Origin of the sequence: Geomonas azotofigens (genome assembly GCF_018919395.1) — a bacterium.
GTDB classification, from domain to species: domain Bacteria; phylum Desulfobacterota; class Desulfuromonadia; order Geobacterales; family Geobacteraceae; genus Geomonas; species Geomonas azotofigens.
The window spans coordinates 223,943-250,058 of sequence record NZ_JAHLME010000003.1 but is presented as its reverse complement, the minus strand read 5'-3'; the positions used below and the strand labels follow the sequence as shown (position 1 = coordinate 250,058).

Genomic DNA, 26,116 nt, shown 5'->3' with positions numbered 1-26,116 from the left:
TGAAAAAGGGGGGAACGGCACAGCCCTTCCCCCCTTTCACGTCAACTCACCCCGAGGATGACGCTGGAGGCCTTGAACAGGGTGCAGGCGTGGGCGCCGACCTTGAGGCCGAGGCTCGTGCCGCTTTCGTGGGTGATGACCGCGCTGATGGTGTTGCCCCCTCCCACCTCGACGTCGACCTCGGTGGAAACCGGACCTTCCACGATCTTGGCCACGGTGCCGCACATGACGTTACGGGCGCTGATCTTCGCGTCGTGCAGGTCGGTGCCGACCATGACCGAGCTGGCCTTGATGATGGCGTAGGCCGAGCTTCCCTCCTTGAGAGCGAGGTTTTCGACGGCGCCGTTGGTGATCACGGCGACCAGCGGCGCGCCGCCGGTGAGGGCCAAGGTCACCTCCGCGTTGACCGCACCCTTGGTTATCTTGGTGATGGTTCCGGACAAAACGTTACGGGCACTTACCTTCATGGATATCCTCCTCAAAAGCCGGTACAGGCTGGCGCTGTCGCCGAGCCTTCCCTCCAGGTTCTCCAGGAACCTCCGGTGCTCTTCCTGGAGCACGCCGTACTGCTTGACCACTTCCTTGCCGTAGGCGGTGAGGGTCGTCCCCCCTCCCCCTTTGCCGCCGGTCACCCGCTCCACCAGCGGCTTTTCCGCGAGGTTGTTGATCATGTTGACCAGGTCCCAGGCGTTCTTGTAACTGATGCCGACGGCCTTGGCCGCCTTGGTGATGGAACCGAGCTCGTCGATCCTACTCAAGAGCGCGATCCGGTCCAGTCCCAGGAACTTCTGCTCATCCTTGTGAAACCAGAGAGCCCCTTCGAGCTCTATGCCGCTTTTTGCGCTACGACTCAATGCACACCTCGTGTAGAAGCAGAGACTGTGACGAGTCTTCTTGCACAGGCATCTGCAGGTATCGGCCCAGTATACGGTGATATCACTGAGAGTAAAGTCCGGGAATGCTACCCGCCTCTCTCGTTACGGACTCAACGTTATATCATAAACGCTATAGCGTAAACACAAAAAGTGCGCGCTGGTTGTGTATACCTTGATTCAAACGGCAAATCGGCCGGTTGCGTGGCGGGGAGCGGAGCAGCCGAAGGCGACGCCGGCTATTCGCCGGCGTTGGTGGCCGAGAGGTATTCAGAGCGGTTCCAGGTGGTCATGCAGGAAGGGTGCTCCGGGTCGGGGTGGCAGAGGTAGATCTCGTCGCCGGGATGCCCGGCGATCTTGAGCCCCGCCGAGCGGAGCATCGCCTCCACCCCGGCGTGGTTGGCGATCCACCAGTTGGTCGGGTCCCCGGCGAAGCGCTCCTCGATGAAGGCCATCTTGGGCCACCCCTCGTCGTGCAGCGCTTCGCGTTCGTTGATCCAGAAGTCGGGCTGTCCGGCGACCGCGCGGCCGGGCATGGTGATGGTCTGGAACAGCATGAGCCCGGCCGCCTTCTGCGCCACGATGTCGAGCGCCAGCATCGGGTAGCGCAGGTGGTAGAACACCCCCATGAACAGCACCAGGTCGAACTTCCCCTTCACCCGGGCGAGGTCGTAGACCTGCATCTGGCGGAATTCCACCAGGTGCTGCAGGCCGTAGTGCCCTGCGGCCCAGTTGGCCTGGTCGAGGTAGTGGTTGTCGCAGTCGATGCCGAGCACCCGGGCGCCGCGGCGTGCCAGCTCGAAGGAATAAAAACCCGCGTTGCATCCGATGTCGAGGGCGCTCCACCCGGTCAGGTCCTCGGGGACGCACGCCGATATCTCGCGCCACTTGAAACGGGGAAAGTCACCCAGGAAATGGTCAGGGGCGGTTTCGGTGCCGTCGGGGAGGTGCAGGTTGTGGAACCAGGGGGAAAGGTCCCTGATGTCGTCTTCCACGGTTCTCGGTTTGGCGTGGGTCATCCGTTTCCTCTCTTTCACAGCGCGGTCAGGTACTCCTCGAGTTCCTCGGCGCGGCAGGCGGCCGAGTGGGACTGCAGCACCCGGGCGCGGGCGCGCTCGCCGATGGCGCGGCGCTCGTCGTCGGGAAAACGCTGCAGGATGCGCAGCATCTCCTGGCTTGCCGAGGCGAGCAGGATCTCCTTCCCCGGCACGAAGAACTGCTCCAGCCCGGGCCAGTGGTCGCTCACGATGGGGACCGCGCAGGCAGCGGCCTCGAAGAGTCGCACGCTCGGGGAGTAGCCGGCGATCTGCATCTGCTTGCGGGTCAGGTTGAGGGTGAAGCGCTGCGAGCTGTAGAACTCGCTGTGGCATTCCGGGGGGAGATGCTCGATGCGCATCGTGTTCTTGGACCACGTGAGGTCGGAAGGGTACTGCGCCCCGGCGACCACGAAGCGCCCTTTCTCCCACGACGAGGCCGGCTGGCAGAGCAGTTGCTCCAGGCCGGGCTGGCGGTCGCGGCTGTAGGTGCCGAGATAGCCAAGGTCCCAGCGCGGAGTGATCTGCACCGGGAAGTGCACCATCGGATCAACCGAGCAGTACAGGGCGCGCGCCGCGCGGGAACCGTAGTGGCGCTCGATGTGGTCCAGGGTCGGCCCGCCGGTGAAGGAGAGGTACAGGTCGTAACAGGGGATGAGAGCCTCGCTCAGGTACTGGCACTCCCCCCGCGCCAGGGCGGCCAGGGTCACCGGGGTGTCGATGTCGTAGAAGGCCTTGATCCCCTTGGCGTGTTTGCTCACCCACGTGCCCACCTCGATCCCCTGGTAGACGTAGGAGCCGACGATGACGCAGTCGGCGTCGCAGATCTCGGGGCCGTAGTCGGCGAAGAGCTCGTCCAGCGACTTGTAGATCAGCGTGGTGCAAAAAGGAGGTTCCGGCAGGTCGCGGTGCGTCTCGTACCACTGGGCGTCCCGCTCCAAAAACAGGATCTCGTGACCGCGCCGGCCCATCTCCCGCAACAGTCCGCGGTAGGTGGTGGCGTGGCCGTTGCCCCAGGAGGAGGTGATGGACAGGCCGAAAACGACGATTTTCATGGCGCCCCTCCGATGTAGCCGTGATCGGTCGGGCCGGCGGCGAAGATCTCCTGGAACTGCCTGGCCCGGTGCGCGTAGGTATGGTGCGCCCGTACCCGCGCCAGGGCCCGCGTCCCCATGGCCGCCGCGACCGACGGGGTGAGCCGTTCCAGGACCTCGACCACCTCGTCCCCGCTTTGCGCGACACAGATCTCCCGCTGCGGCTCGAAGAATTCCTCGATGCCGTCCCAGCGGTCGGTGATCATGCAGGCGCCGGCGCCGGCGGCCTCGAAGACGCGGGTGGCAGGAGAGAAGCCGTTGCGCGCCATGCCGTCGCGGCTCACGTTGAGCACCGCCCTGGAGCTGCAGTTGAAGGCGTTGTGGTCCCCGGTCCCGAGGTGACCCAGGTACCGGACGTTGCCGGGGCGATCCTTGTCCTCCCAGCCGCTGCCGGCGAGCAGGAAGCTGCGGCTTGGGAGCTTGCGGGCCACCGAGAGGAAGAAGGCGTCCACCCGGCGCTCACGGTCGGGGAGGCGGTTGCCCAGGAAGGAGAGGTCAGCCTTGAAGCGCGCCTCCGGGGGGACCGGGTAGTGGGTGTCGGGGTCGAGCGCGTTGTAGATGGGGATGCAGCCGCGCGCGCCGAAACGGCGGTAGGCCGCGACGATGGGGTCGCCGCCGCCGTAGGTGAGCACCAGGTCGTAGCGCGGGATGAGGGCGCGCAAGGGGTCGTTGACGTCGCCGCCGATCCGCTCCAGCGTTGCCGGCGCGTCCACGTCCCAGAAGATCACCTGGGTCCCGACGCACTTGAGGCGGAGCGCCTCGCGCTCGAGCAGTTCGTCGAAGACGCCGACCCCGCTCGCCTTGATGATGAGGTCGGAGCCCCGGGCGGCCTCAAGGGAGCGGAACACCCCGTCCTCGGTGGCCGGGTAGACCACGACCTTGGCCCAGTCCGGGTCCTCGATGTCCCGGTGCGCCTGCCGCTCGTAGGCGTCGGGCTCGTAGAAAGTGATGCGGTGACCGAGGCGGGACAGGGCCCGCACCATGCCGCGGTAGTAGGTGGCCGCGCCGTTCCAGTAGGCGGAGACCAGGCTCGAGGCGAAGAAGGCGATGTTGAGGGGTGCAGCCATGGTGGTTCCTTTCTGAAAAGAGAGATTTGAAGCCCGATACCTATCTGCAGCTACGAACAGATCCCCCCGGTCCCTTCGCAAAGAAGGGGACGTTAGTTCACGTGCATTCCCGTAGTTGACAACTCTACCTGCCTACAGTCGAGAATCCCCAGTTCCCAGGCCAAGTTCCCGGCAGATGGCCAGCAGTTCCTCCACGCGGTGGCGGCAGGTGTGCCGGGCGAGGATGGTCTGTCTGCCGTGCTCGGCAAGGCTTTTGGCCAGCTCCGGATCGTGCAGCAGGCTCCGCATCTGCCGTTCCATCTCGCGCCCGTCCCGGGCGTAGAGGAGATCGGCGCCACCGGTGAAAAGCGCGTCGCTGTCGACCCAGGGGGAGGAGACCAGCGGGATGCCGCAGGCCAGCGCCTCGAAGGGACGGATGGTGGGAATGCCCGGCAGGGCCTCCAGGTAGGGGCGGCGCGGTATGTGGACGGTGAGCCGGAACCGGCTGAACACCCTTGGCACCTCGAAGTTGGGGAGCCAGCCGCCGTAGCCGATCCCCGCCTCGGCCAGGAGCTGCAGCGCCTGTTTCGGGTAGCGCACGCCGTACACCACCCCTTTCAGGTGCAGCCGCCGCACCGGCTCCACGAAGAACTCCCGGATCTCCTGGCTGCGCTCGTCGTCGCCCCAGTTGCCGATCCAGACCGCGTCGCCGACCTTGTCGGGAGACTCCAGGGGGCGGAAGACCCGCACGTCGGCAGCCTCGTGCCAGAGCCAGACCCGCTTGGCCCAGCCGCGCGCCAGGTAGATCTCCCTGATCCTCGCGCCGTAGGCCAGAACGCCGTCGAAGCCGGAGAGGTCGTAGGCCGCCATGGCCGGCTCGTCGGTGACGCTTCTGTGGTGGGTGTCGTGAAACAGGAGCCGGTAGCGACCACCCTTTTTGCGGTGCGCCCCGATCCGGCGGACCAGCTCATGCTCGTTCCACTCGTGGACGATCACCAGGTCGGCGCCCGCCAGGGCGTGCTCCAGGTCCAGGTCATCCAGGCGATAGCGGGTGCCGGCAAGGCCGGGATAGGCGCGCTCGAAGCCGCGCAGGGCCGCGTCGCCGCTGTCGCGCAGCATGTTGCTGTAGCTCCAGCCGTTCTCCGGCTCGTAGACCGTCACCTGGTGCCCGAGCTGGCCCAGTTCGGTGACGATGCCGCGCAGGAAGTGGGCGTTGCCGTGGTTCCAGTCTGAAAGGATGGAGTGGTAAAACATCGCGATGCGCATGGTCAGCCTTCCTCCCGGGGAGCGCTGCCGCCGCGCAGCCGACTGTAGAGATCGAGGTAGCCGTCAGTCATCTTGGCGGCGGAGAAGCTGCGGCTTCGCTCCAGCGCCTTCTCCCTCAAGCTCGCCTGGCGGTTGCGGTCGGCGCAGAGGGCCCGCAGCTGCTTCTGCAGGTCCATGGCCGACTCCGGGTCGACGAAGAGGGCCGCGCCATCCCAGAGCTCGCGCAGGCTGGGGATGTCACCGAGCACCAGGGCGCAGCCGGATTGGGCCGCCTCGAGAACGGTGAGGCCGAAAGGCTCGTAGCGCGCCGGGAGCACGTAGATGGCGGCGGCGGCATACCAGGGTGCCAGCGATTCCGGGGCCAGGAAGCCGAGCCGGTTCACACCATCGACGTTGGCCGCCCCGCCGCCGGGTTGGTTGATCTCACCCGCCACGTACACCGGCCAGGGGAGATCGTAAGCGTTACGCACCAGGGCGCCGATGTTCTTGGCCTCGTCCCAGACCCGCCCCACCGAGAGGATGAAATCCTCCTTCATGCCGGGACGAAACCGGGTGCGACCGCGGGCGTTGTAGACCACCTGCGCGTCGGGGAGCGGCAGGTAAAGCCTCCTGATGCAGTCGAGCATCGCCGAGGAGGGGGCGGCCACCAGGTCGGCAGCGGCCAGCCCCCGGGAGACCCGGGCCCGGTAGTCGTCCAGCCGCTGCGGCGCCTGCTCGCCGCGCACCGCTTCCCACCAGGAGAGGACGCAGGAGTGGGCCACGACCAGGCACGGGCTGCGCCAGGGGAGCGCGGCATGGACGTAGCCGTTTAGGTGCACCAGGTCGGGCTTGAGCTCCGCCTCAAGGGCCAGGAGCCACTCGCCGCTCTTCTCCACGTCGACCCAGGGGTCGTCCATCCACTCCAACCGGTACCCGCTCTCGAACAGGGTGACGTTGGCCTCGTCCGCCACCTCCCGGCGCTGCCCCGGGGAAAGGGGGCGCCCCATGGTGGCGAGGGCGATGTTGACCCCGTGGGGGGCCAGTCCGCGGCAAAGTTCCAGGACGTAGTTCCAGACCCCCCCGATGGGATCGGCCGTCATCAGTATCAATCCCGGTGCACCGGCAAGGGGAGCATCGTTTGCAGCTGTGGGGGGAACGGCTTTGTTCATGAATAAAAAATCCCAGGATGGAGCGTGGTTAAAGAATCGGTCGAAATATTAGCCACTAAGCCCTCTTCATCTCATGAGATGAAGCGGCCGTTTCAGGCGGCGCGACAGCCGCTCCCATGCCCGGCTGAAGCCGGGGGGCTTGCTGCAGCGCCGCCTGGCGCGGCGTATCGTCGTATCGCTGTATCGGTGTATCTATTTACCGGTTTACCTTGATCATCTGCCGTAGGCGGCGTCGAGCACCTCGGCCACCCGGACCAGTTGCTCCGCCTGAGGATCGAAGCCGTTCCCTCCTAATCTCAACTGGCGCGCCCAGGCGACGGCGCACCTCCCCCCCCACTCATCCGGGGGGGCGGCGATGGTTTCCGACGAGGTACCGCGGAAACGCTCCGCCACGAAGTCGTAGAAGGAACCTTGCACGTTCTTGAAGCTCACGCCGCCGTGGGTGCCGTAGAAACTCGATTCGATCACCGCGTCGCGTCCCGCCGAGACGTTCCAGGAGCAGGCCACCCGCACCGCGTGACCGTCCTCAAGCACCAGGGAGACCACGGCGTAGTCCTCGACCTTGCCGGAACCGACCTTCAGCCGCTCACCGCCGGCGAAGATCGAGCTGGAGACGCTGCGCACCTGGGGGTAGCCGAAGAACCAGAGGGCAAGGTCGACCAGGTGGCTGCCCAGATCCATGAGGCATCCGCCGCCGGAGAGCTCCGGGTCGTAAAACCAGTCCTTGTCGGGGCCGTAGGCGTTATGGAAGACGAGGTCGGCGGCGTAGACCTGCCCCAGCTCGCCCGAACTCACCAGCTGGTGCATCTTCTGGATGGCGTCGGTGTAACGGTAGGAGAAATCGACCCCGAGGAGCCGGTTCACCGCCCGCGCCGCCCCCACCACGAGCCGCGCCTCCTCCGCGTTTCTCCCCAGGGGCTTCTGGCAGAAAACGGCCAGGCCGCGGTCCAGGGCGCGCAGCGACTGGTAGCAATGTCCCGCGCTCGGTGTCGCGATGACCACGCCGTCCAGGTCGAGTTCGAGCAGCTCCTCCAGCGACTCCACGATCGGCGCCTCCGGAGCGAGCGTCCCCGCGTCCCGGGCGTTCTCGGGGCAGGGGTCCGCGATGGCGGCCACCTCGGCCTCCCCGCTTTTCACGATGGCCTCCATCCTGTGCCGGCCGATCCAGCCGGTGCCGAGAAAGCCGAGCCTCGGTAATGCCTGTTTCTTCTTCATCCCTTCCCCTTTCCTAATGCTCGATGCGGATCATCCCTTTCAGGAAGCCGTCGGGACGCCCTTCCAGCGCCTGGTAGGCGCGCCCCAGTTCGTCGAGGCCGAAACTGTGGGTGATCAGCTCCTTGAGCGGGAACATCCTCGACTCGACCGCGGCAATGCCGGCGCGCATCCCCTCCAGGTAGACGCGCGGGTCGCGCTCGTGCGCGTTGATGACGTCGATCCCCTTCCAGTTCCAGAGCTGGACGTTTACCTGGCGCAGCCCGTCCTGGTGGTAGCCGGCGATGACGATCTTGCCCCCTTCCCGCACCAGTTCCCCGGCGAGATCCAGCGGCCACTGGTGCCCGGTGGCCTCCACGACCCGGTCGCAGCCGCGCTCCCCGGCCAACTGCCGCACCCGGTCCATGACCCGCTGGTGCTCGTCCAGGACCACGGTCTCCTCGGCGCCGCAGCGCCTGGCGAGCTCCAGCGCGAAGCCGCGGCGGGAGATGGCGATCACGTGCGCGCCGCGCGCCGTGGCGAGCGCGGTGAAGATGGCGCCCAAAAAGCCGGCGCCGATCAGCGCCACGGTCTGCCCCGGTTCGATGGCGGAGCGCCGGAACACATTCATGGCGCAGCCGACCGGCTCGCCCGGGAAAGGCTGCCCGTCCAGCGAGGCCGGGATCTTCACCAGGGCGTCATCCCGCACCAGGTCGTACTGGGCGTAGGCGTTGTAGGAGAGAAAGGTGACCCGGTCGCCGATCCGCACTCCCTGCACCCCTTCTCCCAGGGCCCGCACCCTCCCCCACCCCTCGTGCCCGGGTGCGCCGGGAAGGGCCGGGTAATTGAACCAGCTGCGCCCCTGCCACAAGGGGAGGTTCGAGGCGCAGACGCCGCATCCCTCCAGGGCCACCAGCACCTCTCCCGCCTGCGGTTCCGGACGGGGCACCAACTCCACGGCGGCCTCGCCCGGTCCGGTGATCACCGCCGCCTGCATCATCTCGCTCATCACATCGCCTCCACTGCCGAAGCCGGGTAGCTTTTTCTCTTCCCATCTATGGCGCTCTCGGCGCCGCGCGGCGGCGTACCCATCGACTGGCACAGCCAGCGGTAAAGCCGCTCCACCCCCTCCCGCACCGAGTGCCGTGGGGTCCACCCGGTCGCCGCGGCGAATTTCCTGGTGTCGGAGACGTAGTAGCGCTGGTCCCCGGTGCGCCAGTCGTCGAAGCTGATCGGGGGCAGGGAGCCGTGCAGGTCGCGCAGCAGGTCCAAAAGCTCCAAAAGGCTCGCGGCGCGTTCCGGGCCGCCCCCGATGTTGAAGGCCTGGCCGGAGATCTCCGGCATCACCGCCGCGGCGCGGCACATGGCGTCGACCAGGTCCTCGACGAAGAGGAGGTCGCGCACCTGGTAGCCGTCGCCGTAGAGGGTGATCGGCTCACCCTTCAGCGTCTGGATGGCGAAGTGTGCCACCCACCCCTGGTCCTCGGTGCCATACTGGTGCGGCCCGTAGATGCAGCTCATCCGGAACACGGCGGCGCTGATGCCGAAGCTGCGGGCGTAGTCGAGCACGTACTGGTCGGCGCACCCCTTGGAGCAGCCGTAGGGACTCAGGAAATCAAGCGGTGTCCCCTCGCCGAAGCCGTAGCGCCTGAGCTCCGGGTCGAGCGGCTGGTAGCGGGTGCCGTTTTTGCGGATGCGGCACCCCTCGATGCCGCCATAGACCTTGTTGGTCGAGGTGAACAGCAGCGAGGGACGCTCCTTCGCGGTGCGGATCGCCTCCAAAAGGGCGAAGGTCCCCTGCCCGTTGATGGCGAAATCGGCGGCCGGGTTGTCGATGCTGGTGGTGACGGCGACCTGGGCGGCGAAGTGGAACACGTGGGAGCACTGGGCGATGGCGTCGTGCAGCGCCAGGTGGTTCCTGGTGTCCGCTATCCTAACCTCGAGCCGGTCGCCGCAGTTCTCCTTGAGCCAAAGGAGGTTCTCCTCCACGCCGGGGCGCGACAGGTTGTCGTAGACGATGACCCTTTTTCCCTCGCGGGTCAGGCGGTGCACCAGGTTGGTGCCGATGAAGCCGGCGCCGCCGGTGACCAGGATCGCCCTGTCCCCGGTTGCACCGATCTGCACCGGTGCCGCCGTCGCCACTTCCCCGACCTTTTTCAGGGCCGTCACCTTCCCCTCCTCGAGCAGGCGGTAGAGCAGCTTGGGTGTGCCGTCCGCCTTGCGAAAGCCGAAATAGTATTCACGCTCGTCCAGGTGGAACCGGTCCACCGCGGCCAGCCCCGGGTCCAGGTCGTCGGCGCCGTACCAGTACAGGCGCTGCGCCGGCGCCTCCAGGAACTCCAGGAAGACCCGGGCCTGCTTGAACTCGTCGTGCTGCCAGGTGGAGAAGCCCGCCTCGGTGACCCAGATCTCGCAGGGGGCGCCGTGTTCGTCGAGGATCTCACGCACCATCGCGATATTTCTCCCCCACCCCTTCCAGGTGTAGTCGAAGATGTCGGGGAAGCCGTGGATCCCCACCACGTCGATGTACTCCATCACCCCCAAGTCGAACATGCGGCAGAGCCAGTGCCCGTCGATGGGGCTCATCCCGCCGAGCACGGTCTTCTTGCCGCGCTTCCTGGCCCAGTAGGCCGCCGCCCCGATCATCTCGCCGAAGCCGGTCCAGTGCGGGTCCAGGGTCCAGTCCCATTCGCTTAAGTTGTTGGGCTCGTTCCAAAGTTCCACGTACTCGAAGTGCTCTCCGAAGGCGGTGATGAAGAGATCGATGAAATCGGCGTAATCCCTGCCCCTTTTCGGCGGGGAGGAGGTCTTCGGTTCGATGCCGATGGACGGCGGCGTGTAGAGCACGCAGGGAAGGAGCTCCACCTCGCGGGAAAGGCGCGGCACCAGCCAGTCGTACCACTCCCGCCCCTCGCTCGTGTACCAGTCGGCCCAGGAGATGCCGGTGCGCAACCGCTTCGCCCCGAGCTTCTTCATGTCGGCAAGGACCCGCTCCACCCGCTCCCGCTCGCCGGGACGGAACCATTCGACCATGCCGAACTTCTCCGGCAGCGACTCCACACCCGGCCGGCTCATAGTGTCAGTCCCCGTTGGGCCAGCTCAGCGTGCGCCTGGGCGACCCGGTCTATCGCCACCTCACCCTCCAGCCATCCCGCCAACTCCCTGAGCCCCTCCTCGAAGTTGACCCTGGGGACGTAGCCCAGCACCTCCCGGGCGCTGCTGATATCGGCGAAGCAGTGGCGGATGTCGCCGGCGCGGTAGCTGCCGGTGATCTCGGGCTCGACGGAGTCCATGTTGAGCACCTGGCAGAAGCGCTCCAGCACCTGCAGCACGGAGATGTTGGCGCCGCTTCCTATGTTGAAGAGCTGCTGTTTCTGCTGGTCCACCTCCAGCGCCAGCCGGCAGGCGGTGACCACGTCGTGCACGCTGACGAAATCGCGCTGCTGCCGACCGTCTTCGAAGATGCGCGGCGGGTTGCCGTTCATGAGCCGGGAGGCGAAGATGGCCAGCACCCCGGTGTAGGGGTTGGAAAGCGCCTGCCTGGTGCCATAGACGTTGAAAAAGCGCAGCGCGATCACCGGGATCCGGTAGCATCCCCCGACGATGAGCGCCATGCGTTCCTGGTCGTACTTTGAGAGGGCGTACACCGAGGCGAGCGACGGGGCTTTCTCTTCCGGTGTCGGGACCGGAATGAGCGGCTCGCGATCTCCAAGCAGCGGCTCCCAGTTCCCCACCTGCAACTGGCCTACCTCCCGTCTCACGTCGTCGTAGTACGCCCCGCTGCCGTCCCGGTAGCGTCCTTCCCCGTAGATACTCATGCTGGAGGCCACGATCAACTTGCGCTCACCGCGGACCTGCGCCATCGCCTCGAGCAGCACCGCCGTGCCGCAGTTGTTCACCGAGGTGTAGCGCTCGATCTCGTACATGCTCTGCCCTACCCCCACCATGGCGGCGAAGTGGAACACCGCCTCGGTGCCGGCCAGCGCCTTTTGCACCGCCGCCGGGTCACGCACGTCCCCCTTGATCAGCTCGACCTCCGGATCGAGGTACGCCGGGCGGCCGGCATCGGGGCCGTGAACCTGCGGCACCAGGCTGTCCAGCACGCGCACCCGGTAGCCGTGACGCAGCAGTTCGTCCGCCAGGTGGGAACCGATGAATCCGGCCCCACCCGTGATAAGAACGCTCCCTGACATAGGATCCTCCCTGAGGGGTGAGATATCTGCGGTAGCGGTCATCTAATTAGCAGCAAGTTAATAGATTCAAATTAACAAAACTCAATACTAACAGTGACGGTTTTTCTGTCAAACCACCTGCCGCAAAAAATCGCTCTTTCCCCCAGTAAGATGGCGGAGATGGGGCTCATCGCCTCCCCTCCCGCCCCGAGCAGTTGCGTCGCTGGCGACTTTCCAGCGACAGGAACCAAGGCACATGAAGACGGCGTGCCGCCGCTTCGGTTTTAAAATTCGCGGAGTGTGTTATTTTAAAGCGTGTTAATTTTTCAGGACACTCACGGCTCGGGAGGGGCGATGGCAGCGGTTCAGAGACGGATGCCGATCGGGGCGGAAATAACGACGCAAGGGGCGCATTTCCGGGTCTGGGCTCCCGGGCACCGGGAGGTGGAGGTGGTGCTCGAGGGTTCCCCCGAGTTGCAGGCGACCGGACTCGCCCCCGAGGAGGAAGGGTATTTTTCCGGGGTCTGCCGCGAGGCGCAGGTCGGCTCGCGTTACCGCTACCGCCTGGACGGCGGCGAGAGCTTCCCCGACCCGGCGTCCCGTTTCCAGCCCGAAGGCCCGCACGGCCCCTCCCAGGTGGTCGATCCCGCAAGCTTCGCCTGGAGCGACGAGGGGTGGCCGGGGGTGGAGCGCGAGGGGCACGTCATCTACGAGCTGCACCTGGGCACCTTCACCATGGAAGGGACCTGGCGGGCCGCCGAGGAGCAGCTCCCGGCGCTCAAGAATCTCGGCATAACGATGGTCGAGGTGATGCCGGTGGCGGACTTTCCCGGCAGGTTCGGCTGGGGGTACGACGGGGTCAACCACTTCGCCCCCACCCGGCTCTACGGCACGCCCGACGAAATGCGCAGCTTCGTTGACCGCGCCCATGGCCTTGGCCTGGGCGTCCTGCTGGACGTGGTCTACAACCACTTCGGCCCGGAGGGGAACTACCTGGCTCGCTTCTCCGAATACTATTACGGCGAGAACGAAAGCGACTGGGGCAAGGTGATGAATTTTGACGGCAGGCACAACGAAGCTGTGCGCGAGTTCTTCATCACCAACGCGGCCTACTGGATCGAGGAGTTCCACCTGGACGGCCTGCGCTTCGACGCCACCCACGCCATCATCGACAACTCGGAGATCCATATCCTGGGGGACATCACCAGCCGGGCCCGTGAACGCGCCGGCCAGCGCCGCCTGCTGCTGGTGGCCGAGAACGAGGACCAGGACTACCGCTGCCTGCGCCCCAGGGAGGAAGGGGGCTTCGGCATGGACGCGGTCTGGAACGACGACTTCCACCACAGCGCCCACGTCGCCCTCACCGGCTACCACGACGCCTACTACTCCGAATACTTCGGCTCCCCCCAGGAAATGATCTCCTGCGCCAAGTGGAGCTACCTGTACCAGGGGCAGTTCTACTTCTGGCAGGGGAAACTGCGCGGCTCCCCCACCATGGGGAACAACCCCAGCAGCTACATCAACTACATTCAGAACCACGACCAGATCGGCAACTCCGCCTGGGGCATCCGCATCGACCGGCTGACCAACCCGGCGGCACTAAGGGCCATGACCGCCGTGCTGTTCCTCATGCCCCAGACCCCCATGATCTTCCAGGGGCAGGAGTTCGCCGCCAGCGCGCCGTTCCTGTACTTCGCCGACTTAAGCCGGGAGACCTCGCAGCAGGTCCACGCCGGCCGCATCGAGTTCCTGAAGCAGTTCACCAACGTCGATTCCCCCGAGGTGATCGACACCATCGACAAGCCCTACGAACTGGAGACCTTCCAGCAGTCGCGCCTCGACCTGAGGGAGCGCGAGCGCCACGGCAAGGTCTACGCGCTCTACCGCGACCTGATCCGCCTGAGACGGGAGGACCCGGTCTTTAGCCGTGGCTACGCCTGCCACATCGAGGGGGCAGTACTCGGGGTTTCGGGCTTTCTGCTGCGCTACTTCCTTGACGAGGAACAGCGCCTGGTGCTGGTGAACCTCGGGCGTGAACAGCACCTGGTGCCGATCCCCGAGCCGATGCTGGCGCCCCCGCTGGGGCGCGCCTGGGAGGTACTCTGGAGCAGTGAACGGGTCGAGTACGGCGGTTCCGGCACAGCGAAGCTCGACACCGAGAAATTCTGGCGCCTGCAGGGATATGCAACGCTGGTACTGATTCCGGCGCCTAAGGGAGGGGACCAGTCATGACCACGGTGACCCGGGAATTCCATTTCGACCGCAACGACGAGGAAGTGAAGACACGGCAACTCCTGGAGCAGGAGTGGCTTTTGACCAACGGCCTTGGGGGGTACGCCTCGGGGACCGTCTGCGGCGCGCTGACCCGGCGCTACCACGGCCTGCTCATCGCCGCCTACCCCTCCCCCATGGGGCGCATCGTGATGCTGAACCGGCTCACCGAGGCGATCCGCTTTCCCGACGGGACCATGGTGCGCTTCGGCGGCGACCAGAAGGAGGCGGGGCTCGACTTCCACGGCATGGAGTACCTGACGGGATTTAGGCTCGAAGACGGCCTGCCGGTCTGGCGCTACGAGATCAACGGCACCGTGATCGAGAAGCAACTGGTCATGGTGCACCGGCAAAACACGGTGCACCTCATCTACCGCCTCATCTCCGGGGAGAAGATGGTGCGCCTGAAATTGCAGCCCTACCTGCAGTTCCGGCCCCACGACGCCTCGGTGGATCAGGTCTCCGACGATCCCTACATGTTCACCGCGGTGCAGAACCGCTACCAGATCTCCTCCGGCGCCAATTCGCCGCAGTTGCGCCTGGTGATCGACGGCCACAGGGGGAACTTCACCCTGGAGGAGAAACACAGTACCGACATCTTCTACGACGTCGAGAGCGCCCGTGGCTACGATTCTCTCGGGACGCTCTGGACCGCCGGCTACTTCGCGGTCGACCTCGGCATCGGCCAGGACGCGGCGCTCACCGCCTCGACGGAAACCTGGGAGACCATCGCGGCGCTCGCCCCGGCGGCCGCCCTGGAGATGGAGCGGGAGCGGCGCCGGCTGCTGTTGGCGGCTGCCGACCCGAGGGCGCGCCAGGGACTCCCCGCCGAACTGGTACTGGCCACCGACCAGTTCATCATCACCCCGGCCGGCCGCCACAAGGAAAGCGTGCGCGCCCACGCCATGGGGGACGAGGTCTGCACCGTGATCGCCGGCTACCACTGGTTCACCGACTGGGGGCGTGACACCATGATCTCGCTGGAGGGGCTCACCCTGGCCACGGGGCGCCACACCGAGGCGGGGTGGATCCTGCGCACCTTCGCCCACTACGTGAAGAACGGACTCATCCCCAACCTCTTCCCCGAGGGGCACAGCGAGGGGCTCTACCACACCGCCGACGCGAGCCTGTGGTTCTTCCACGCCCTGAACCGCTACCTGGAGTACACCAGCGACCGCGCCACGCTGCACATGATCATGCCCCAGATGCGCGAGATCATTGACCGGCACCTCGGCGGCACCAGCTTCGGCATCGGCGTCGATCCAAGCGACGGCCTCCTGAAGCAGGGGGCCGAGGGATACCAGCTCACCTGGATGGACGCCAAGGTCGGGGACTGGGTGGTGACGCCCCGGCGCGGCAAGGCGGTCGAGTTGAACGCGCTCTGGTACAACGCCCTGCGCCTGATGCAGCAGTGGACCGAGCAGTTGGGGGACGAACAGTACTCGCGCCAGTTGGGCGCCTACGCCGACCAGACCTACCGATCCTTCAACCAGCGCTTCTGGTATGGCGACGGCGGCTATCTCTACGACGTGGTGGACGGCGAACTCGGCGACGACAACGCCTGCCGCCCGAACCAGCTCTTCGCCATCTCGCTCCCCTACCCGGTCCTTGAGCGGGACCGCTGGCCCAACGTACTGGAAACGGTGCGCCAGCGGCTGCTGACGCCGGTCGGTCTGCGCACCCTCGCCCCCGGTCACCCCGACTACAAGCCGACCTACCACGGCGACCTCAGGGCCCGCGACGCCGCCTACCACCAGGGGACCGTCTGGCCCTGGCTCATCGGCACCTTCATCGACTCCTGGCTCAAGCTCCACCCGGACGATGTCGGCGCGGCGCGGACCTTCCTGGACGGCCTGGTGCAGCAGTTGAACCAGCAGTGCATCGGCTCCATCAGCGAGATCTTCGACGCCGAGCACCCCTACAACCCGAGGGGCTGCATCGCCCAGGCCTGGAGCGTGGCGGAGATGCTGCGCTGCTGGCTGAAGACCGCGCAGTAACGGCGGGATGCGGATCTTCCAGATCACGGCGCTTCTGACCACGCTCACCGCGGCCTTCGCCTAGGTCCTCGATGAAATCCAGAAAATGGAAGACCGTGAATACGGCAACATGGCCGACGTCATGAAGTCCTTCGGGAAAGAGCGTGGCGGTGAGGAATCCGGAGAATCCGGAAAATCGGGCAGGTCTAAACAACAAGCAGGCGGGCAGGCAGGCCAGAGCAAATCACACAGCAGGGCACATCACTAACAGGCAATGGCCCCCTCCCGCAAGGGAGGGGGCTTTTCTTTTGTGCCGCTACTTGGTGATCAGGTCATTCTTCACTTCCCTTACTCCCTTCACACCGCGGGCGATGTCACCGGCCTTCCTGGCATTCACTGCCGAGTCGACGAACCCGCTCAACTGCACCACACCCTGGTAGGTGGTCACGTTGATCTGGAAGGTCTTCAGCGCCAGTTCGTCGAAGATGGCGGCTTTGACACGGGTGGTGATGACAGAGTCATCGACGTACTCCCCGGCCGTTTCATGTTTCGTGGTGTGGGTGTGGCTGCACCCGGCCAAGGAGGTGAGCAGGCAAGCGCTGATAAGGACCGTGACGATGCGTTTTGCTTTTCCCATGACGATCTCCTTTCTCGCGGAATTTTGGTGCTTCGAAGCCGATTAAGGATAGCCAATCAAAGGAGAGAGTCAAGAATCGGGACCGGCTTGATTTGAATAATTCGACGAGGATTCTATACTTGGCGGGGTGAATCGAGGGGGGGAGCCAACACGGTCACTGGAGGTGATCTATGAAGCAGATACTGCTGATCCTGTTTTTCCTGCTGGCTGTCGGGACAGAGCGGGCAGTGGCGTTGGACGCGTCCATCTGCAATCCGGGCTCGGACATCGTCTACTATCCCAACGGCGATCTCAGGTCGTGCAACTTGAAAGACATCACTCTCTTGAGCGGTGTGACCTGCAACCTCCTCTCGACTGCGGAATTCTATGAGCTAGGGATGCTGAAAAGCTGCATCACCAAGAACTTTTTCTATTACGATGGGCTGGCCTGCAACGAGTACGGCCTGATCAGCTTCTACCCTTCCGGCAAGCTGGAAAGTTGCGTCCTGGCCACGCGGGTCGAGGTGGACGGCAAGACCTGCGTCGAGCAGCAGCCCATCGCGCTGTTCGAAACCGGCAGGTTGAAGTCGTGCGCCACCCCGCGCTAGGATGCACCCGCCAGCCGGCGCATGACGAGCTTCATGTCCTCCCATACGTGGCGTTTCAGCCCCTCGTCCTCCAGCAGGAGCTCGGGGTGCAGGGTCGGCATCACCGCCCTCCCCCCAACGTCTTGCCATTGGCCACGCACCCGCTCCAGGGAAGCTTTCCCGCCAAGGACCAGGCGGGTCGCCTCCTCACCCAGCGTAACCACCACCTCCGGTGCCACGGCATCGAGCCTTTGGGCGACGCCGCGCGCCATGGCGTCGGCGTCGGCGCCGGCATCGAAGCTCAGCAGGCAGACCTGGTCGGTGCTCAATTTCATCGCGCCGATGATCTTTGCCAAAAGGTCCCCGGCCGCTCCGGTGTACCCGGGGCCCGTCATCAGGAAGAGCAGGCGTGCCCGCGGGTCGCCGTCCTGGCGGCACGGCGGCTCCTCGCCTGACGCGGCGGATACCGGCGGTCCGGCGGGTCCGGCGGATACGATGGGCTCGGCGGGCTCAGCAGTCGGACCCGCGGCGGCCGCAACCGCGGGAGCGGCGGTCGGCCCGGAAACAGCTGCCGCCAACGGTGGGACCGTGCTGGGCCCGCAGCCGTAGGCAAGCTCATCGACGCCGCTGTCGGCCAGGTCCACCAGGTACCCCTTCAGCGAGCGCAACAACAGCTCCCGCTCCTCCATCTCCGCCATCCCAAACCCCTTTACATTTCCGGTTTCATTAACTATGCTCGAAAGCATGCCGCTTTTACTGCTCGTCACATCCCTGCTGGTTTTGGCGCTCCCCGAACAGGCCCTCGCCTGGGGCGCCGGTGTGCACCTTCAGCTCGGCATGAACGTGCTGAACAATCTCGACGCGCTCAAACCTGCCGTCGCCGCCATCATCGCGGCACATCCCTACGACTTCCTCTACGGCACCATCGCCGCCGACATCACCCTGGGCAAGAAGTTCACCCACTACCTGCAGCACTGCCATCGCTGGCGCATCGGGCACCGTGTCCTGGACAAGGCGGGCGATCCCGCGCAGCAGGCCTGCGCCTACGGGTACCTCTCCCACCTGGCCGCCGACTGCATCGCTCACAACTACTATGTCCCCTACAAGGTGATGCGCAGCTTCTCGTCGCTCACCTTGAAACACGCCTACTGGGAGATGCGCTTCGAGAACTACGTGGAAAAGGAGATCTGGGAGACCGCGAAGAAGGTTTCGCTGGAACACTTCAGCAGCAACGACCAGTTGCTGCGCAAGGTCCTCTCGGACACCATCTTCTCCTTCGGCACCAACAAGAAGATCTTCAACTCCATCCTGCTGGTGAGCCGCCTGGAGAAATGGCAGAGCATCCTGCAGACCCTGTCCGACACCTCGCGCTACGCCCTGGAGGAAAACGACCGGGATGAGTACATGCAGCTGGCCCAGGAAGCGGTCTTCGACTTCCTGAACAACGACGAATCCTCCCGCTTCTTCCACGCCGATCCGACCGGCGAGCGGGCACTGGCGGCGGCGGAAGCGGTGCGCAAGAACCTGAGGCTCTTGTACCGCACCGGAAAGATAACAAAACCCCAGGCCTACGCCGAGCTCGACGAATTGAAGCTGAAACTGAAGGAAGCGATCTGCGAGCCGGAACTGCTGCTGCAGATTCTGTCGAAGTAGCGCATCTCTTTAACCCACCTTAGCAACAGGTTCGATGCTCCTGCAAAAAGGCGTGGGCGAATGATTATTCGCCCCTACAGCGATGCCGCTCCCTGCTAGGACGTCTTCCGGTCGCCCGCGCCCCGCTTTTCCCCGCGCAACGTCGCCACGTTTTCCAGGATCACCCCCGCCAGTTCCTCTTTCCCCATCATGGGGAGTTCCTCGACGCGACCGTCGCTGAACAAGAGCTTGGCGATGTTGGTGTCCACGTTGAAACCCGCGCCTTCCTGGGAGACGTCGTTGGCCACCACCAGATCCAGGTTCTTCCCCTTGAGCTTCGCCCCCGCGTTCTGGACCAGGTCCTGCGTCTCGGCGGCGAAACCGACCAGGATCCGCTCCCCCTTGTCGGCGCCGAGCTCCGCCAGGATGTCCGGGTTCTTCTCCAGTTCGATGGTGAGGCTTTCCTGGCTCTTCTTGACCTTCTCGCCGGCACGCGTCTTGGGCCGGTAATCCGCCACCGCGGCCGCCTTGATGACGACATCGATCCGGGGCAGGCACCCCTGCACCGCGGCCCGCATCTCCTGCGCGCTCCGCACCCGGATCACCTCCACGCCGAGCGGCGGGGCGAGGCAGCTCGGGCCGGTCACCAGCGTCACCTCCGCCCCCCTCAGGCGCGCCTGGCGCGCTATGGCGTACCCCATCTTGCCGGAGGAGTGGTTGCTGATGTAGCGCACGGGGTCGATCTCCTCGAGGGTCGGACCCGCGGTGACCAGGATCCTCTCCCCAGCCAGGCGCTTGGGGGTCAGGGCCGCCATGGCCTCCTCGAAGATCACCTCGGGCGCCTGCAGCTTCCCCTCCCCTTCATAGCCGCAGGCGAGCATGCCGCAGGCGGGGGCGACGAAGAGGTACCCGTGGGCCTTCAGGCGCGCCTCGTTCTCCCGGTAGATCGTGTTGCGGTACATGTTGACGTTCATGGCGGGGGCGATCAGGACCGGCGCCCTGGTCGCCATGACCGTGGTCGTCAAGAGGTCGTCGGCGATGCCGTTGGCCAGCTTGCCGATGCAGTTGGCCGTGGCCGGGGCGATGATATAGAGGTCGGCGCGGTCGGCGAGGGCGATGTGCCCGATCTTCTCCTCGGAAATCAGGTTGAAGAGTTCCAGGTGCACCGGGTTTTGGGACAGGGTCTGGAAGGTGAGCGGCGTCACGAATTCGGTGGCTGACTTGGTCATCACCACGTGCACGCTGGCGCCGGCCTTCACCAGCAGGCGCAACAACTCCACCGCCTTGTAGACGGCGATGCCGCCGGTCACCCCGAGAACGATCTCCTTGCCTTTCAGCATGTGCTCCCCCTACTCGTTGAGGTACGGGTTGAAGCTCCGCTCCTGACCGATGGTGCTGGAGGGGCCGTGGCCGGGCCAGACAACGGTGTCGTCGGGGAGCGGCATGAGCTTGGTCTTGATGGACTGGATCAGCTGGTCGTGGCTGCCGCCGGGGAGGTCGGTACGGCCGACCGAGTCGGCGAACAGGGTATCGCCGGTGATGACCAGCTTCTCGTTGGCCAGGTAGAGGCAGCATCCGCCCTGGGTGTGCCCCGGGGTGTGCAGCACCTCGATCACCCGCCGCCCGAGCTCCAGCTTCATGCCGTCGGTCAGGAAGGCATCCGGCGCCGGCGAGTTCTCCACGGTCAGCCCGTACTTTTGGGCGGAACGGGAGGCGTTCAGGAGGAAGGGAACGTCCTCCTTGTGGGCCAGAAGCTGCGCGCCCGTCTTCTCCTTCAAGGTACGGTTGCAGCCCATGTGGTCGAAGTGGCCGTGGGTGTTGACGATGTACTTCACCTTGATGCCGAAATGGTTCACCGCTGCGAGGATCATCTCGCAGTCGGCGCCGGGATCGACCACCATACCCTCGTTACTCTGCTTGTCACCGAGGATGAAGCAATTCACCCCAAGCGGGCCCACCACTATGGTCTCAAATAACATGGCAATTCCTCCGTGCTGGAAGCCCCTGGTGCGCGGCGGGGGCTCTCCGGTAGATGCGGTCTGCCGTCACTTTTTCAGGACGGCGAAGGGGTTGTTGCTGAAGGCCTTGCGCCCCTGGTCACCACCGCGCTGGTCCTGGCGCGGCCTTTCCGGCGCGGGCCTTGCGGGCTCGTTGGCTGGCGGAGCCGGGGCGGGCACCGTTTCCGGTAGCAACTCCGAAGGCTCCAGGCACTCCGCGTAGCTCTCGAGGGGGGCCGAATCCGTGGGACGCTCCCCTCCCGCTTGCTCCGAGAGCGGCTTCTCCTTGAAGAAGTAGCGGTCATAGAGGCGGTGGTACGAGGTCCAGCGCGACGGGTTGTCCGGTTCCTTGCGGATGTGGGTCCTGATGCCGTTGATCTTGGAGTCGAGGTCGTCCAGGTAGTTGAGGATGGTCGCCTCCAGCGTCTTGGGGCGCTTGGGGGAGCCGTATTCGTACTGGCCGTGGTGCGACAGGATCATGTGCTTTAGGAGCATGGCGAGCTCGACCGGGAAGCCCGGGAGCAGCGCGATCCGCTCCTGCAGCATCTCCACGCCGATGGTGATATGGCCGAGGAGCTTTCCCTCGTCGGAGTAGTCGAAGCAGCGCAGGTAGGTCATCTCGCGCACCTTGCCGATGTCGTGCAGGAGCGCCCCGGTCACCAGCAGGTCGCGGTTTAGCCCCTGGTAGAGCGGCACCATGGCGTCGACCAGCTTTGCCACGGCGAGCGAGTGCTCCAGGAGCCCTCCCAGGTAGACGTGGTGCATCCCCTTGGCGGCCGGCGCCGTGCGGTACTGGGCCATGAGCTCCGGGTCCTCGAAGAAGCAGCGCAGAAGCCGCGCCAGGTCGGGGTCGGTGAGGCTCGCCACCAGGGCGTGCAGCTCGCCGACCATGGCGCTGATGTCGCTATCGGTCTCGGGAAGGAAGTCGGCGAGTGCGACCGACTCCTCGGGGACCCGTTTCAGCTCGGACACGATCAGCTGCATCTTGCCGAGGTAAACGCTCGCCTTACCCTTCACCGCGAGAAAATCGTTGCGGTCGAAGAGGGCGCCGACCTGGTCGGCGTTGTCCCAGACCTTGGCGTCCACCTCCCCCGTCTTGTCCATCAGCTTCAGGGTGAGGTACGGCTTGCCGTTCTTGGCCATGGCGACGATCTTCTCCTTGACCAGGAAGACCGCTTCGATGACGTCACGGTCCTTTATTTCGGCAACGGTTTTTTTCAAAATACACTCCTTGTAATGAAAGCCCCGTTCTGGGGCAGTCGGCTCCGTATTTTTTCCTTGCGAAATGTCGTTAAAACTTTCGGTGTCAGCCCCGGAGTCCCTGTCCGCTCTTCGCGGGCCTCCCGCGTTCTTCGCTACACGCTCTCAAGGCCGCGACCCCGCGGCGATCCTGGCCGCGATGGCGTCGGCGACGCGGATGCCGTCGAGGGCGGCGCTCATGATCCCCCCGGCATACCCCGCGCCCTCCCCGGTCGGGTAGAGCCCCCGATGGCTCAGGGACTGCAGGTCCGCCCCCCTGACGATGCGCAAGGGAGCGGAGGTCCGGGTCTCGACCCCGGTCAGGGTCGCCTCGGCGCTGACGAAGCCGCGCATCCTGCGGTCGAAGTGCTCGATCCCCTCCTTAAGGGTCGCGGCTACCGGCGCCGGCAGCAGCGAGGCGAGGTCGTACTCGGTCACCCCGGGGCGGTAGCTGGAGAGGATGCGCCCTCCCCCTCGCCCGATGAAGTCGAGCAGGCTCTGGGCCGGCGCCCGGTAGCTTCCCCCCCCCGCGGCGAAGGCCCGGCGCTCCAGCTCGCGCTGGAATTCGACACCCGCCAGCGGCGAGTCACCCGCGAAGTCGGCCGGACCAACCGTGGCCACCAGGGCGCTGTTGGCGTAGGGGCCGTTACGGCGGTAGCCGCTCATGCCGTTCACCACCACCCCGCCCGCCTCAGAGGCGGCCGCCACGACCACCCCGCCGGGGCACATGCAGAAGGAGTAGGCGGAACGCCCGGTCGTCTCGTTGTTGTAGGTCTGCGCGTACTCGGCCGGCGGCAGCGAGGGATGCGCGTTGCGGCCGTACTGGATCTCGTTGATCAGGGCCTGCGGGTGCTCCACCCGGAGTCCCACCGCGAACGGCTTTGGCTCCAGGGCCACTCCCAGCCGGTGCAAAAGCGAATAGGTGTCGCGCGCGCTGTGCCCGGGCGCCAGCACCAGGGAGTCGCAGGGCTCCTCGTCGGCGTCGTTCACCATCACGGCGTTCACCCCACCCTGGCCGATCCCGATCCCGGTCAGCCGGCTTTCGAAGCCGACCCGGAAGCCGCTCTCGATCAGGCGCTCCCGCATGCCGCGCACCACCGCGCGCAGCCGGTCGGTGCCGATGTGGGGCTTGGCCGCATAGAGGATCTCGGGGGGCGCGCCGAACTCGACCAGGCGCTCCAGCACCCAGCCGCAATTGGGATCCTTGACCCTGGTGGTGAGCTTGCCGTCGGAGAAGGTCCCGGCACCCCCCTCGCCGAACTGCACGTTGCTCTGCTCGCAAAGCTCGCCCAGGCGCCAAAAGCGCGACACGTCCGAGGCGCGCCGGTCCACGTCGCGGCCACGCTCCAGGATGCGCGCCGTGAGGCCGTACTGCGCGAGCCGCAGCGCCGCGAAGAGCCCGGCCGGCCCCATGCCGACGATGACGGTGCGCTCCGGGGAGGCGAGCTTCGGGAAACGCGCAGGCGCGCCGGCCTCGACCCGCGCGACGTCGCCGTATGGGCGGACCCGCGACTCGTCCCGGAGCGTCACCTGTACCGTGTACACCAGCTTGATGGCGCCCTTTTTCCTGGCGTCCACCCCCTTTCGGACCAGGGTGAGCGCCGAGATCTCAGATTCGCGCACGCCCAGCTTGGCAGCGGCCAGCGGGCGTAGCGCACTCTCCTCCACCCCCGGGCTCAGGGTGAGGTTACGTAGCAGAAATGGCATGGGGTGTCCGTCAGGCGGCGCCGGTGCCGCGCCGTTTTCTTTCCAGGAGCTGTTCGACAATGATGACGATGTCCAGCGGTGGGGTGGATTTAGGAATGTGCACCTTGGCGCCCATCTCGGGAATGGGGTGCTCGTGCGGGGCGCCCTGGAACATGGAGGTCAGCAGGATGATGATCGGGTCCGGCTCCTTGGCCAGGCGCCCGATCTCCAGTGATGCGCTCACCCCTCCCATCCGGGGCATGACCAGGTCGAGAATCACCGCATCGAAGGTCTCGGCGGCGTACGCCTCGACCCCGAGGACGCCGTCCGCCGCGGTCACTACGGAGAAGCCCGCGCCCGTGAAGGCGTCGGACATCACCTTCAGGAAGAACTTGTCGTCGTCTACCAGGAGGATCTTGCCCCTGTTCTCTGCTGTCATCTCGACCTCAAGGCATGATGGAATGCGACATCATACAAAAATGCGGCCGAAATGAAAAGTGAAAACCGCCCCTTACCTCGGCGCGTTGAGCGGCAGGCGCACCGCGAAGGTGGTGCCGCTTGGGTCGCTTTTCTCCACCTCGATCTTGCCGCGATACGTCTTGACGATGCGCAGCACCACCGAGAGGCCGAGGCCGGTGCCGCGGCTGTTGGTGGTGAAGAAGGGATCGAAGATGTTGGGGAGGTTCTCCGGCGGGATGCCAGGGCCGGTGTCGGAGACCCTCAGGTTGATGTAATCCTGGTCCTGGTCCAGCTCGACGGTCAGGGTCCCCTCCTCGGGCATGACGTGGATGGAGTTTAGGAACAGGTTGGTGAAGATCTGCTCTATCTCCATCGGGTCGGCCTTGATCGCGGGAGGGATGTTCCTGTAGTCGCGCACCACCTTGATCCGTTTCTGGCGCAGCTGCGGCGTGAAGGCCTCCAGGGTGTGCTCCAGGATGCGGTCCATGCGCACCTCGCTGATCTCGAACCTTGGGCGTTTGGAGGCGTCCAGGAGTTTGCCGAGGATGTTGTCGATCCGGTCCACCTCCTTCAGGATCTTCTCCACGTACTCCTGGCGCTCCGGCTCGTCCAGCCCCCCCTTGATGAGCTGCACGAAGAGCGCGATCGAGTTGAGCGGGTTGCGGATCTCGTGCGCCATGCCGGCGGAAAGGTAGCCAAGCGAGGCGAGCTTCTCCGACTGCACCACCTCGGCCTGGGCGCGGGACAGTGCCTCGCTCTTCTCCTGCACCCGGGCCTCCAGCTCGCGGTTCCAGTCCGCGATCTCGGCCAGAAGCCTCTCGCGCTCGCTCAAAAGGGCCTTGTTCTGCAGCTCGATGCCGCGCAGCTTCAGGACGCTCTCGATCCTTTCCACGAGGTCCTGGTTGTTGAACGGCTTGAGGATGTAGTCGGAGGCGCCGGCCTTCATCAGCTCGACGGCGATCTCCTCGCTCCCCTTGCCGGTGAACATGATCACGTAGGTGTCGGGGTAGAGCCTCTTGATCTCCTTGAGCGCGGTGAGGCCGTCCATGTTGGGCATCATGTAGTCCAAAAGGACCAGCTCGGGGCGCTCGACCTCGATGGTCGCCAACCCCTCCTGCGCGCTCAGGGCGGTGAAGACTTGGTAGCCGCGGTTTTTCAGGATGATGCCGGTGAGATCGAGGATGACCTTCTCGTCATCGACGATCAACACGCGACCGCGCGGCTCTTTATCCGTGGTGGTCATGTCGGGGGCTGCTCCTTCCAATTAAGATCGCAGTCGTCAAAAAAAAGGGGCAGCGAACGCTGCCCCGCATGGATGTATGCCGCTGCCGTCAGGGGAGCCTGACGGTGACTACCGGACAATGGGCCTTTCGCACCACGCGCTCGGCGGTGGAGCCGAACAGCAGGTGATCGATGCCGCTTCTCCCCTGGGTCCCCAAAACGATGCAGGAAGAGCGGTCCGCTTCCGCACGCCTCAGGATCTCCTCCCAGGGCACGCCGGTCACGATGGCCGTCTCGTAGTTGTTGAAACCGGACACGTTGTTGGTCACGAAGGTCGCCATCATCTTCTGCGCCCCCTCCTCGATCTCCTTCTCCAGGTTCTCGAAGGAGACGTGCGGGACGTAGAAGCCGCGCAGGTCCACCGGCTCGTTGATGACGTGGATAATGGTCAACCGGCTGTTGAACTGCTTGGCCAGGGTGAGCGCGTACTCGAAGGCGTGGTCGGAGTTCTCGGAGAAATCGGTGGCGAAGAGAATCTTGTCGAAGTTTGGCATCTGCTCCCCCGCTGTGCTGCGAGTTGGTGGCGTCGGGCCCGGCTCCGCGCCTTGG

General features: G+C 65.4%; 23 protein-coding genes. 4 read left to right on the top strand and 19 right to left on the bottom strand.

All coding sequences use genetic code 11. The features are described from left to right. Nucleotides 1–41 precede the first annotated feature (41 nt). The 10 genes from KOL99_RS10945 to KOL99_RS10900 form a co-directional block, all read right to left on the bottom strand. Nucleotides 42–854 (bottom strand): TOBE domain-containing protein, encoded by an 813-nt coding sequence (locus tag KOL99_RS10945; RefSeq protein WP_216510513.1) that lies wholly within the window; start codon nt 852–854, stop codon nt 42–44. A 257-nt stretch (nt 855–1,111) separates the two neighbouring features. After that, complete coding sequence (locus tag KOL99_RS10940) at nt 1,112–1,909, bottom strand: TIGR04290 family methyltransferase (protein ID WP_328760134.1); 798 nt, start codon at nt 1,907–1,909, stop codon at nt 1,112–1,114. Then, nucleotides 1,906–2,961: a CgeB family protein gene (locus KOL99_RS10935; protein ID WP_216510512.1), complete on the bottom strand. Its 1,056-nt coding sequence runs from the start codon at nt 2,959–2,961 to the stop codon at nt 1,906–1,908. Before KOL99_RS10935 ends, KOL99_RS10940 begins: the two co-directional genes overlap by 4 nt. After that, nucleotides 2,958–4,067: a CgeB family protein gene (locus KOL99_RS10930; protein WP_216510511.1), complete on the bottom strand. Its 1,110-nt coding sequence runs from the start codon at nt 4,065–4,067 to the stop codon at nt 2,958–2,960. The genes KOL99_RS10935 and KOL99_RS10930 overlap by 4 nt, the downstream gene beginning before the upstream one ends. 132 nt (nt 4,068–4,199) lie before the next feature. Next, nucleotides 4,200–5,312 carry a CgeB family protein gene (locus KOL99_RS10925; RefSeq protein ID WP_216510510.1) on the bottom strand — a complete coding sequence of 371 codons (1,113 nt, stop codon included), beginning with the start codon at nt 5,310–5,312 and terminating at the stop codon, nt 4,200–4,202. Between the two features lie 2 nt (nt 5,313–5,314). Beyond that, entirely contained in the window at nt 5,315–6,460 is a 1,146-nt protein-coding gene (locus KOL99_RS10920; RefSeq protein WP_216510509.1) for a glycosyltransferase family 4 protein, read from the bottom strand. A gap of 213 nt (nt 6,461–6,673) precedes the next feature. Beyond that, complete coding sequence (locus tag KOL99_RS10915) at nt 6,674–7,675, bottom strand: Gfo/Idh/MocA family protein (RefSeq protein ID WP_216510508.1); 1,002 nt, start codon at nt 7,673–7,675, stop codon at nt 6,674–6,676. 13 nt (nt 7,676–7,688) lie between these two features. Further along, nucleotides 7,689–8,660, bottom strand: a complete 972-nt coding sequence (locus tag KOL99_RS10910) for an MDR/zinc-dependent alcohol dehydrogenase-like family protein (RefSeq protein ID WP_216510507.1) — start codon at nt 8,658–8,660, stop codon at nt 7,689–7,691. Then, nucleotides 8,660–10,726, bottom strand: coding sequence for an NAD-dependent epimerase/dehydratase family protein (locus tag KOL99_RS10905; protein WP_216510506.1), 2,067 nt, complete (start codon nt 10,724–10,726; stop codon nt 8,660–8,662). The genes KOL99_RS10910 and KOL99_RS10905 overlap by 1 nt, the downstream gene beginning before the upstream one ends. After that, nucleotides 10,723–11,844 carry an NAD-dependent epimerase/dehydratase family protein gene (locus KOL99_RS10900; protein WP_216510505.1) on the bottom strand — a complete coding sequence of 374 codons (1,122 nt, stop codon included), beginning with the start codon at nt 11,842–11,844 and terminating at the stop codon, nt 10,723–10,725. Before KOL99_RS10900 ends, KOL99_RS10905 begins: the two co-directional genes overlap by 4 nt. A 333-nt stretch (nt 11,845–12,177) precedes the next feature. Here KOL99_RS10900 and treZ point away from each other — a divergent pair, with 333 nt between their 5' ends. Then, the gene (gene treZ, locus KOL99_RS10895) at nt 12,178–14,055 is read left to right on the top strand and encodes a malto-oligosyltrehalose trehalohydrolase (protein ID WP_216510504.1); all 1,878 of its coding nucleotides are present in this window, start codon (nt 12,178–12,180) and stop codon (nt 14,053–14,055) included. Next, on the top strand, nt 14,052–16,091 hold the full coding sequence (locus tag KOL99_RS10890; protein ID WP_216510503.1) for an amylo-alpha-1,6-glucosidase: 2,040 nt from the start codon (nt 14,052–14,054) through the stop codon (nt 16,089–16,091). Before treZ ends, KOL99_RS10890 begins: the two co-directional genes overlap by 4 nt. 295 nt (nt 16,092–16,386) lie before the next feature. On the opposite strand, the gene KOL99_RS10885 is transcribed toward KOL99_RS10890, so the two are convergent. Beyond that, on the bottom strand, nt 16,387–16,707 hold the full coding sequence (locus tag KOL99_RS10885) for a BON domain-containing protein (protein ID WP_216510502.1): 321 nt from the start codon (nt 16,705–16,707) through the stop codon (nt 16,387–16,389). 170 nt (nt 16,708–16,877) lie between these two features. Here KOL99_RS10885 and KOL99_RS10880 point away from each other — a divergent pair, with 170 nt between their 5' ends. Further along, nucleotides 16,878–17,294, top strand: coding sequence for a hypothetical protein (locus KOL99_RS10880; protein ID WP_216510501.1), 417 nt, complete (start codon nt 16,878–16,880; stop codon nt 17,292–17,294). On the opposite strand, the gene KOL99_RS10875 is transcribed toward KOL99_RS10880, so the two are convergent. Continuing rightward, nucleotides 17,291–17,971 carry a uracil-DNA glycosylase family protein gene (locus tag KOL99_RS10875; protein ID WP_216510500.1) on the bottom strand — a complete coding sequence of 227 codons (681 nt, stop codon included), beginning with the start codon at nt 17,969–17,971 and terminating at the stop codon, nt 17,291–17,293. The two genes, KOL99_RS10880 and KOL99_RS10875, sit on opposite strands and share 4 nt — an antisense overlap. A gap of 34 nt (nt 17,972–18,005) precedes the next feature. Between KOL99_RS10875 and KOL99_RS10870 the strand changes: the two genes are divergently transcribed. Next, nucleotides 18,006–18,926 (top strand): zinc dependent phospholipase C family protein, encoded by a 921-nt coding sequence (locus KOL99_RS10870; RefSeq protein WP_216510499.1) that lies wholly within the window; start codon nt 18,006–18,008, stop codon nt 18,924–18,926. Nucleotides 18,927–19,021: 95 nt separating this feature from the next. On the opposite strand, the gene coaBC is transcribed toward KOL99_RS10870, so the two are convergent. From coaBC to KOL99_RS10835, 7 genes are all read right to left on the bottom strand, one after another. Beyond that, nucleotides 19,022–20,245, bottom strand: a complete 1,224-nt coding sequence (coaBC, locus tag KOL99_RS10865; protein WP_216510498.1) for a bifunctional phosphopantothenoylcysteine decarboxylase/phosphopantothenate--cysteine ligase CoaBC — start codon at nt 20,243–20,245, stop codon at nt 19,022–19,024. A gap of 9 nt (nt 20,246–20,254) precedes the next feature. Continuing rightward, on the bottom strand, nt 20,255–20,884 hold the full coding sequence (locus KOL99_RS10860; RefSeq protein ID WP_216510497.1) for an MBL fold metallo-hydrolase: 630 nt from the start codon (nt 20,882–20,884) through the stop codon (nt 20,255–20,257). 66 nt (nt 20,885–20,950) lie between these two features. Further along, nucleotides 20,951–22,126: a 3'-5' exoribonuclease YhaM family protein gene (locus KOL99_RS10855; protein WP_216511114.1), complete on the bottom strand. Its 1,176-nt coding sequence runs from the start codon at nt 22,124–22,126 to the stop codon at nt 20,951–20,953. A 141-nt stretch (nt 22,127–22,267) separates the two neighbouring features. Then, complete coding sequence (locus tag KOL99_RS10850; RefSeq protein ID WP_216510496.1) at nt 22,268–23,848, bottom strand: NAD(P)/FAD-dependent oxidoreductase; 1,581 nt, start codon at nt 23,846–23,848, stop codon at nt 22,268–22,270. 10 nt (nt 23,849–23,858) lie between these two features. After that, nucleotides 23,859–24,266, bottom strand: a complete 408-nt coding sequence (locus tag KOL99_RS10845; protein ID WP_216510495.1) for a response regulator — start codon at nt 24,264–24,266, stop codon at nt 23,859–23,861. 72 nt (nt 24,267–24,338) lie between these two features. After that, a complete protein-coding gene (locus tag KOL99_RS10840; protein ID WP_216510494.1) occupies nt 24,339–25,529 on the bottom strand; it encodes a hybrid sensor histidine kinase/response regulator in 1,191 nt (396 codons plus the stop codon). 88 nt (nt 25,530–25,617) lie between these two features. After that, complete coding sequence (locus tag KOL99_RS10835; protein ID WP_216510493.1) at nt 25,618–26,061, bottom strand: universal stress protein; 444 nt, start codon at nt 26,059–26,061, stop codon at nt 25,618–25,620. Nucleotides 26,062–26,116: the final 55 nt, after the last annotated feature.

Bases quoted from the DNA above. Each gene is read 5' to 3' on its own strand.
- KOL99_RS10835 (WP_216510493.1), bottom strand. From the start codon at position 26,061: ATGCCAAACTTCGACAAGATTCTCTTCGCCACCGATTTCTCCGAGAAC.
- KOL99_RS10880 (WP_216510501.1), top strand. From the start codon at position 16,878: ATGAAGCAGATACTGCTGATCCTGTTTTTCCTGCTGGCTGTCGGGACA.
- KOL99_RS10900 (WP_216510505.1), bottom strand. From the start codon at position 11,844: ATGTCAGGGAGCGTTCTTATCACGGGTGGGGCCGGATTCATCGGTTCC.
- KOL99_RS10885 (WP_216510502.1), bottom strand. From the start codon at position 16,707: ATGGGAAAAGCAAAACGCATCGTCACGGTCCTTATCAGCGCTTGCCTG.
- KOL99_RS10930 (WP_216510511.1), bottom strand. From the start codon at position 4,067: ATGGCTGCACCCCTCAACATCGCCTTCTTCGCCTCGAGCCTGGTCTCC.
- KOL99_RS10915 (WP_216510508.1), bottom strand. From the start codon at position 7,675: ATGAAGAAGAAACAGGCATTACCGAGGCTCGGCTTTCTCGGCACCGGC.
- KOL99_RS10875 (WP_216510500.1), bottom strand. From the start codon at position 17,971: ATGGCGGAGATGGAGGAGCGGGAGCTGTTGTTGCGCTCGCTGAAGGGG.
- KOL99_RS10910 (WP_216510507.1), bottom strand. From the start codon at position 8,660: ATGAGCGAGATGATGCAGGCGGCGGTGATCACCGGACCGGGCGAGGCC.
- KOL99_RS10905 (WP_216510506.1), bottom strand. From the start codon at position 10,726: ATGAGCCGGCCGGGTGTGGAGTCGCTGCCGGAGAAGTTCGGCATGGTC.
- KOL99_RS10935 (WP_216510512.1), bottom strand. From the start codon at position 2,961: ATGAAAATCGTCGTTTTCGGCCTGTCCATCACCTCCTCCTGGGGCAAC.
- KOL99_RS10925 (WP_216510510.1), bottom strand. From the start codon at position 5,312: ATGCGCATCGCGATGTTTTACCACTCCATCCTTTCAGACTGGAACCAC.
- KOL99_RS10920 (WP_216510509.1), bottom strand. From the start codon at position 6,460: ATGAACAAAGCCGTTCCCCCCACAGCTGCAAACGATGCTCCCCTTGCC.
- coaBC (WP_216510498.1), bottom strand. From the start codon at position 20,245: ATGCTGAAAGGCAAGGAGATCGTTCTCGGGGTGACCGGCGGCATCGCC.
- KOL99_RS10870 (WP_216510499.1), top strand. From the start codon at position 18,006: ATGCTCGAAAGCATGCCGCTTTTACTGCTCGTCACATCCCTGCTGGTT.
- KOL99_RS10890 (WP_216510503.1), top strand. From the start codon at position 14,052: ATGACCACGGTGACCCGGGAATTCCATTTCGACCGCAACGACGAGGAA.
- treZ (WP_216510504.1), top strand. From the start codon at position 12,178: ATGGCAGCGGTTCAGAGACGGATGCCGATCGGGGCGGAAATAACGACG.
- KOL99_RS10850 (WP_216510496.1), bottom strand. From the start codon at position 23,848: ATGCCATTTCTGCTACGTAACCTCACCCTGAGCCCGGGGGTGGAGGAG.
- KOL99_RS10860 (WP_216510497.1), bottom strand. From the start codon at position 20,884: ATGTTATTTGAGACCATAGTGGTGGGCCCGCTTGGGGTGAATTGCTTC.
- KOL99_RS10845 (WP_216510495.1), bottom strand. From the start codon at position 24,266: ATGACAGCAGAGAACAGGGGCAAGATCCTCCTGGTAGACGACGACAAG.
- KOL99_RS10840 (WP_216510494.1), bottom strand. From the start codon at position 25,529: ATGACCACCACGGATAAAGAGCCGCGCGGTCGCGTGTTGATCGTCGAT.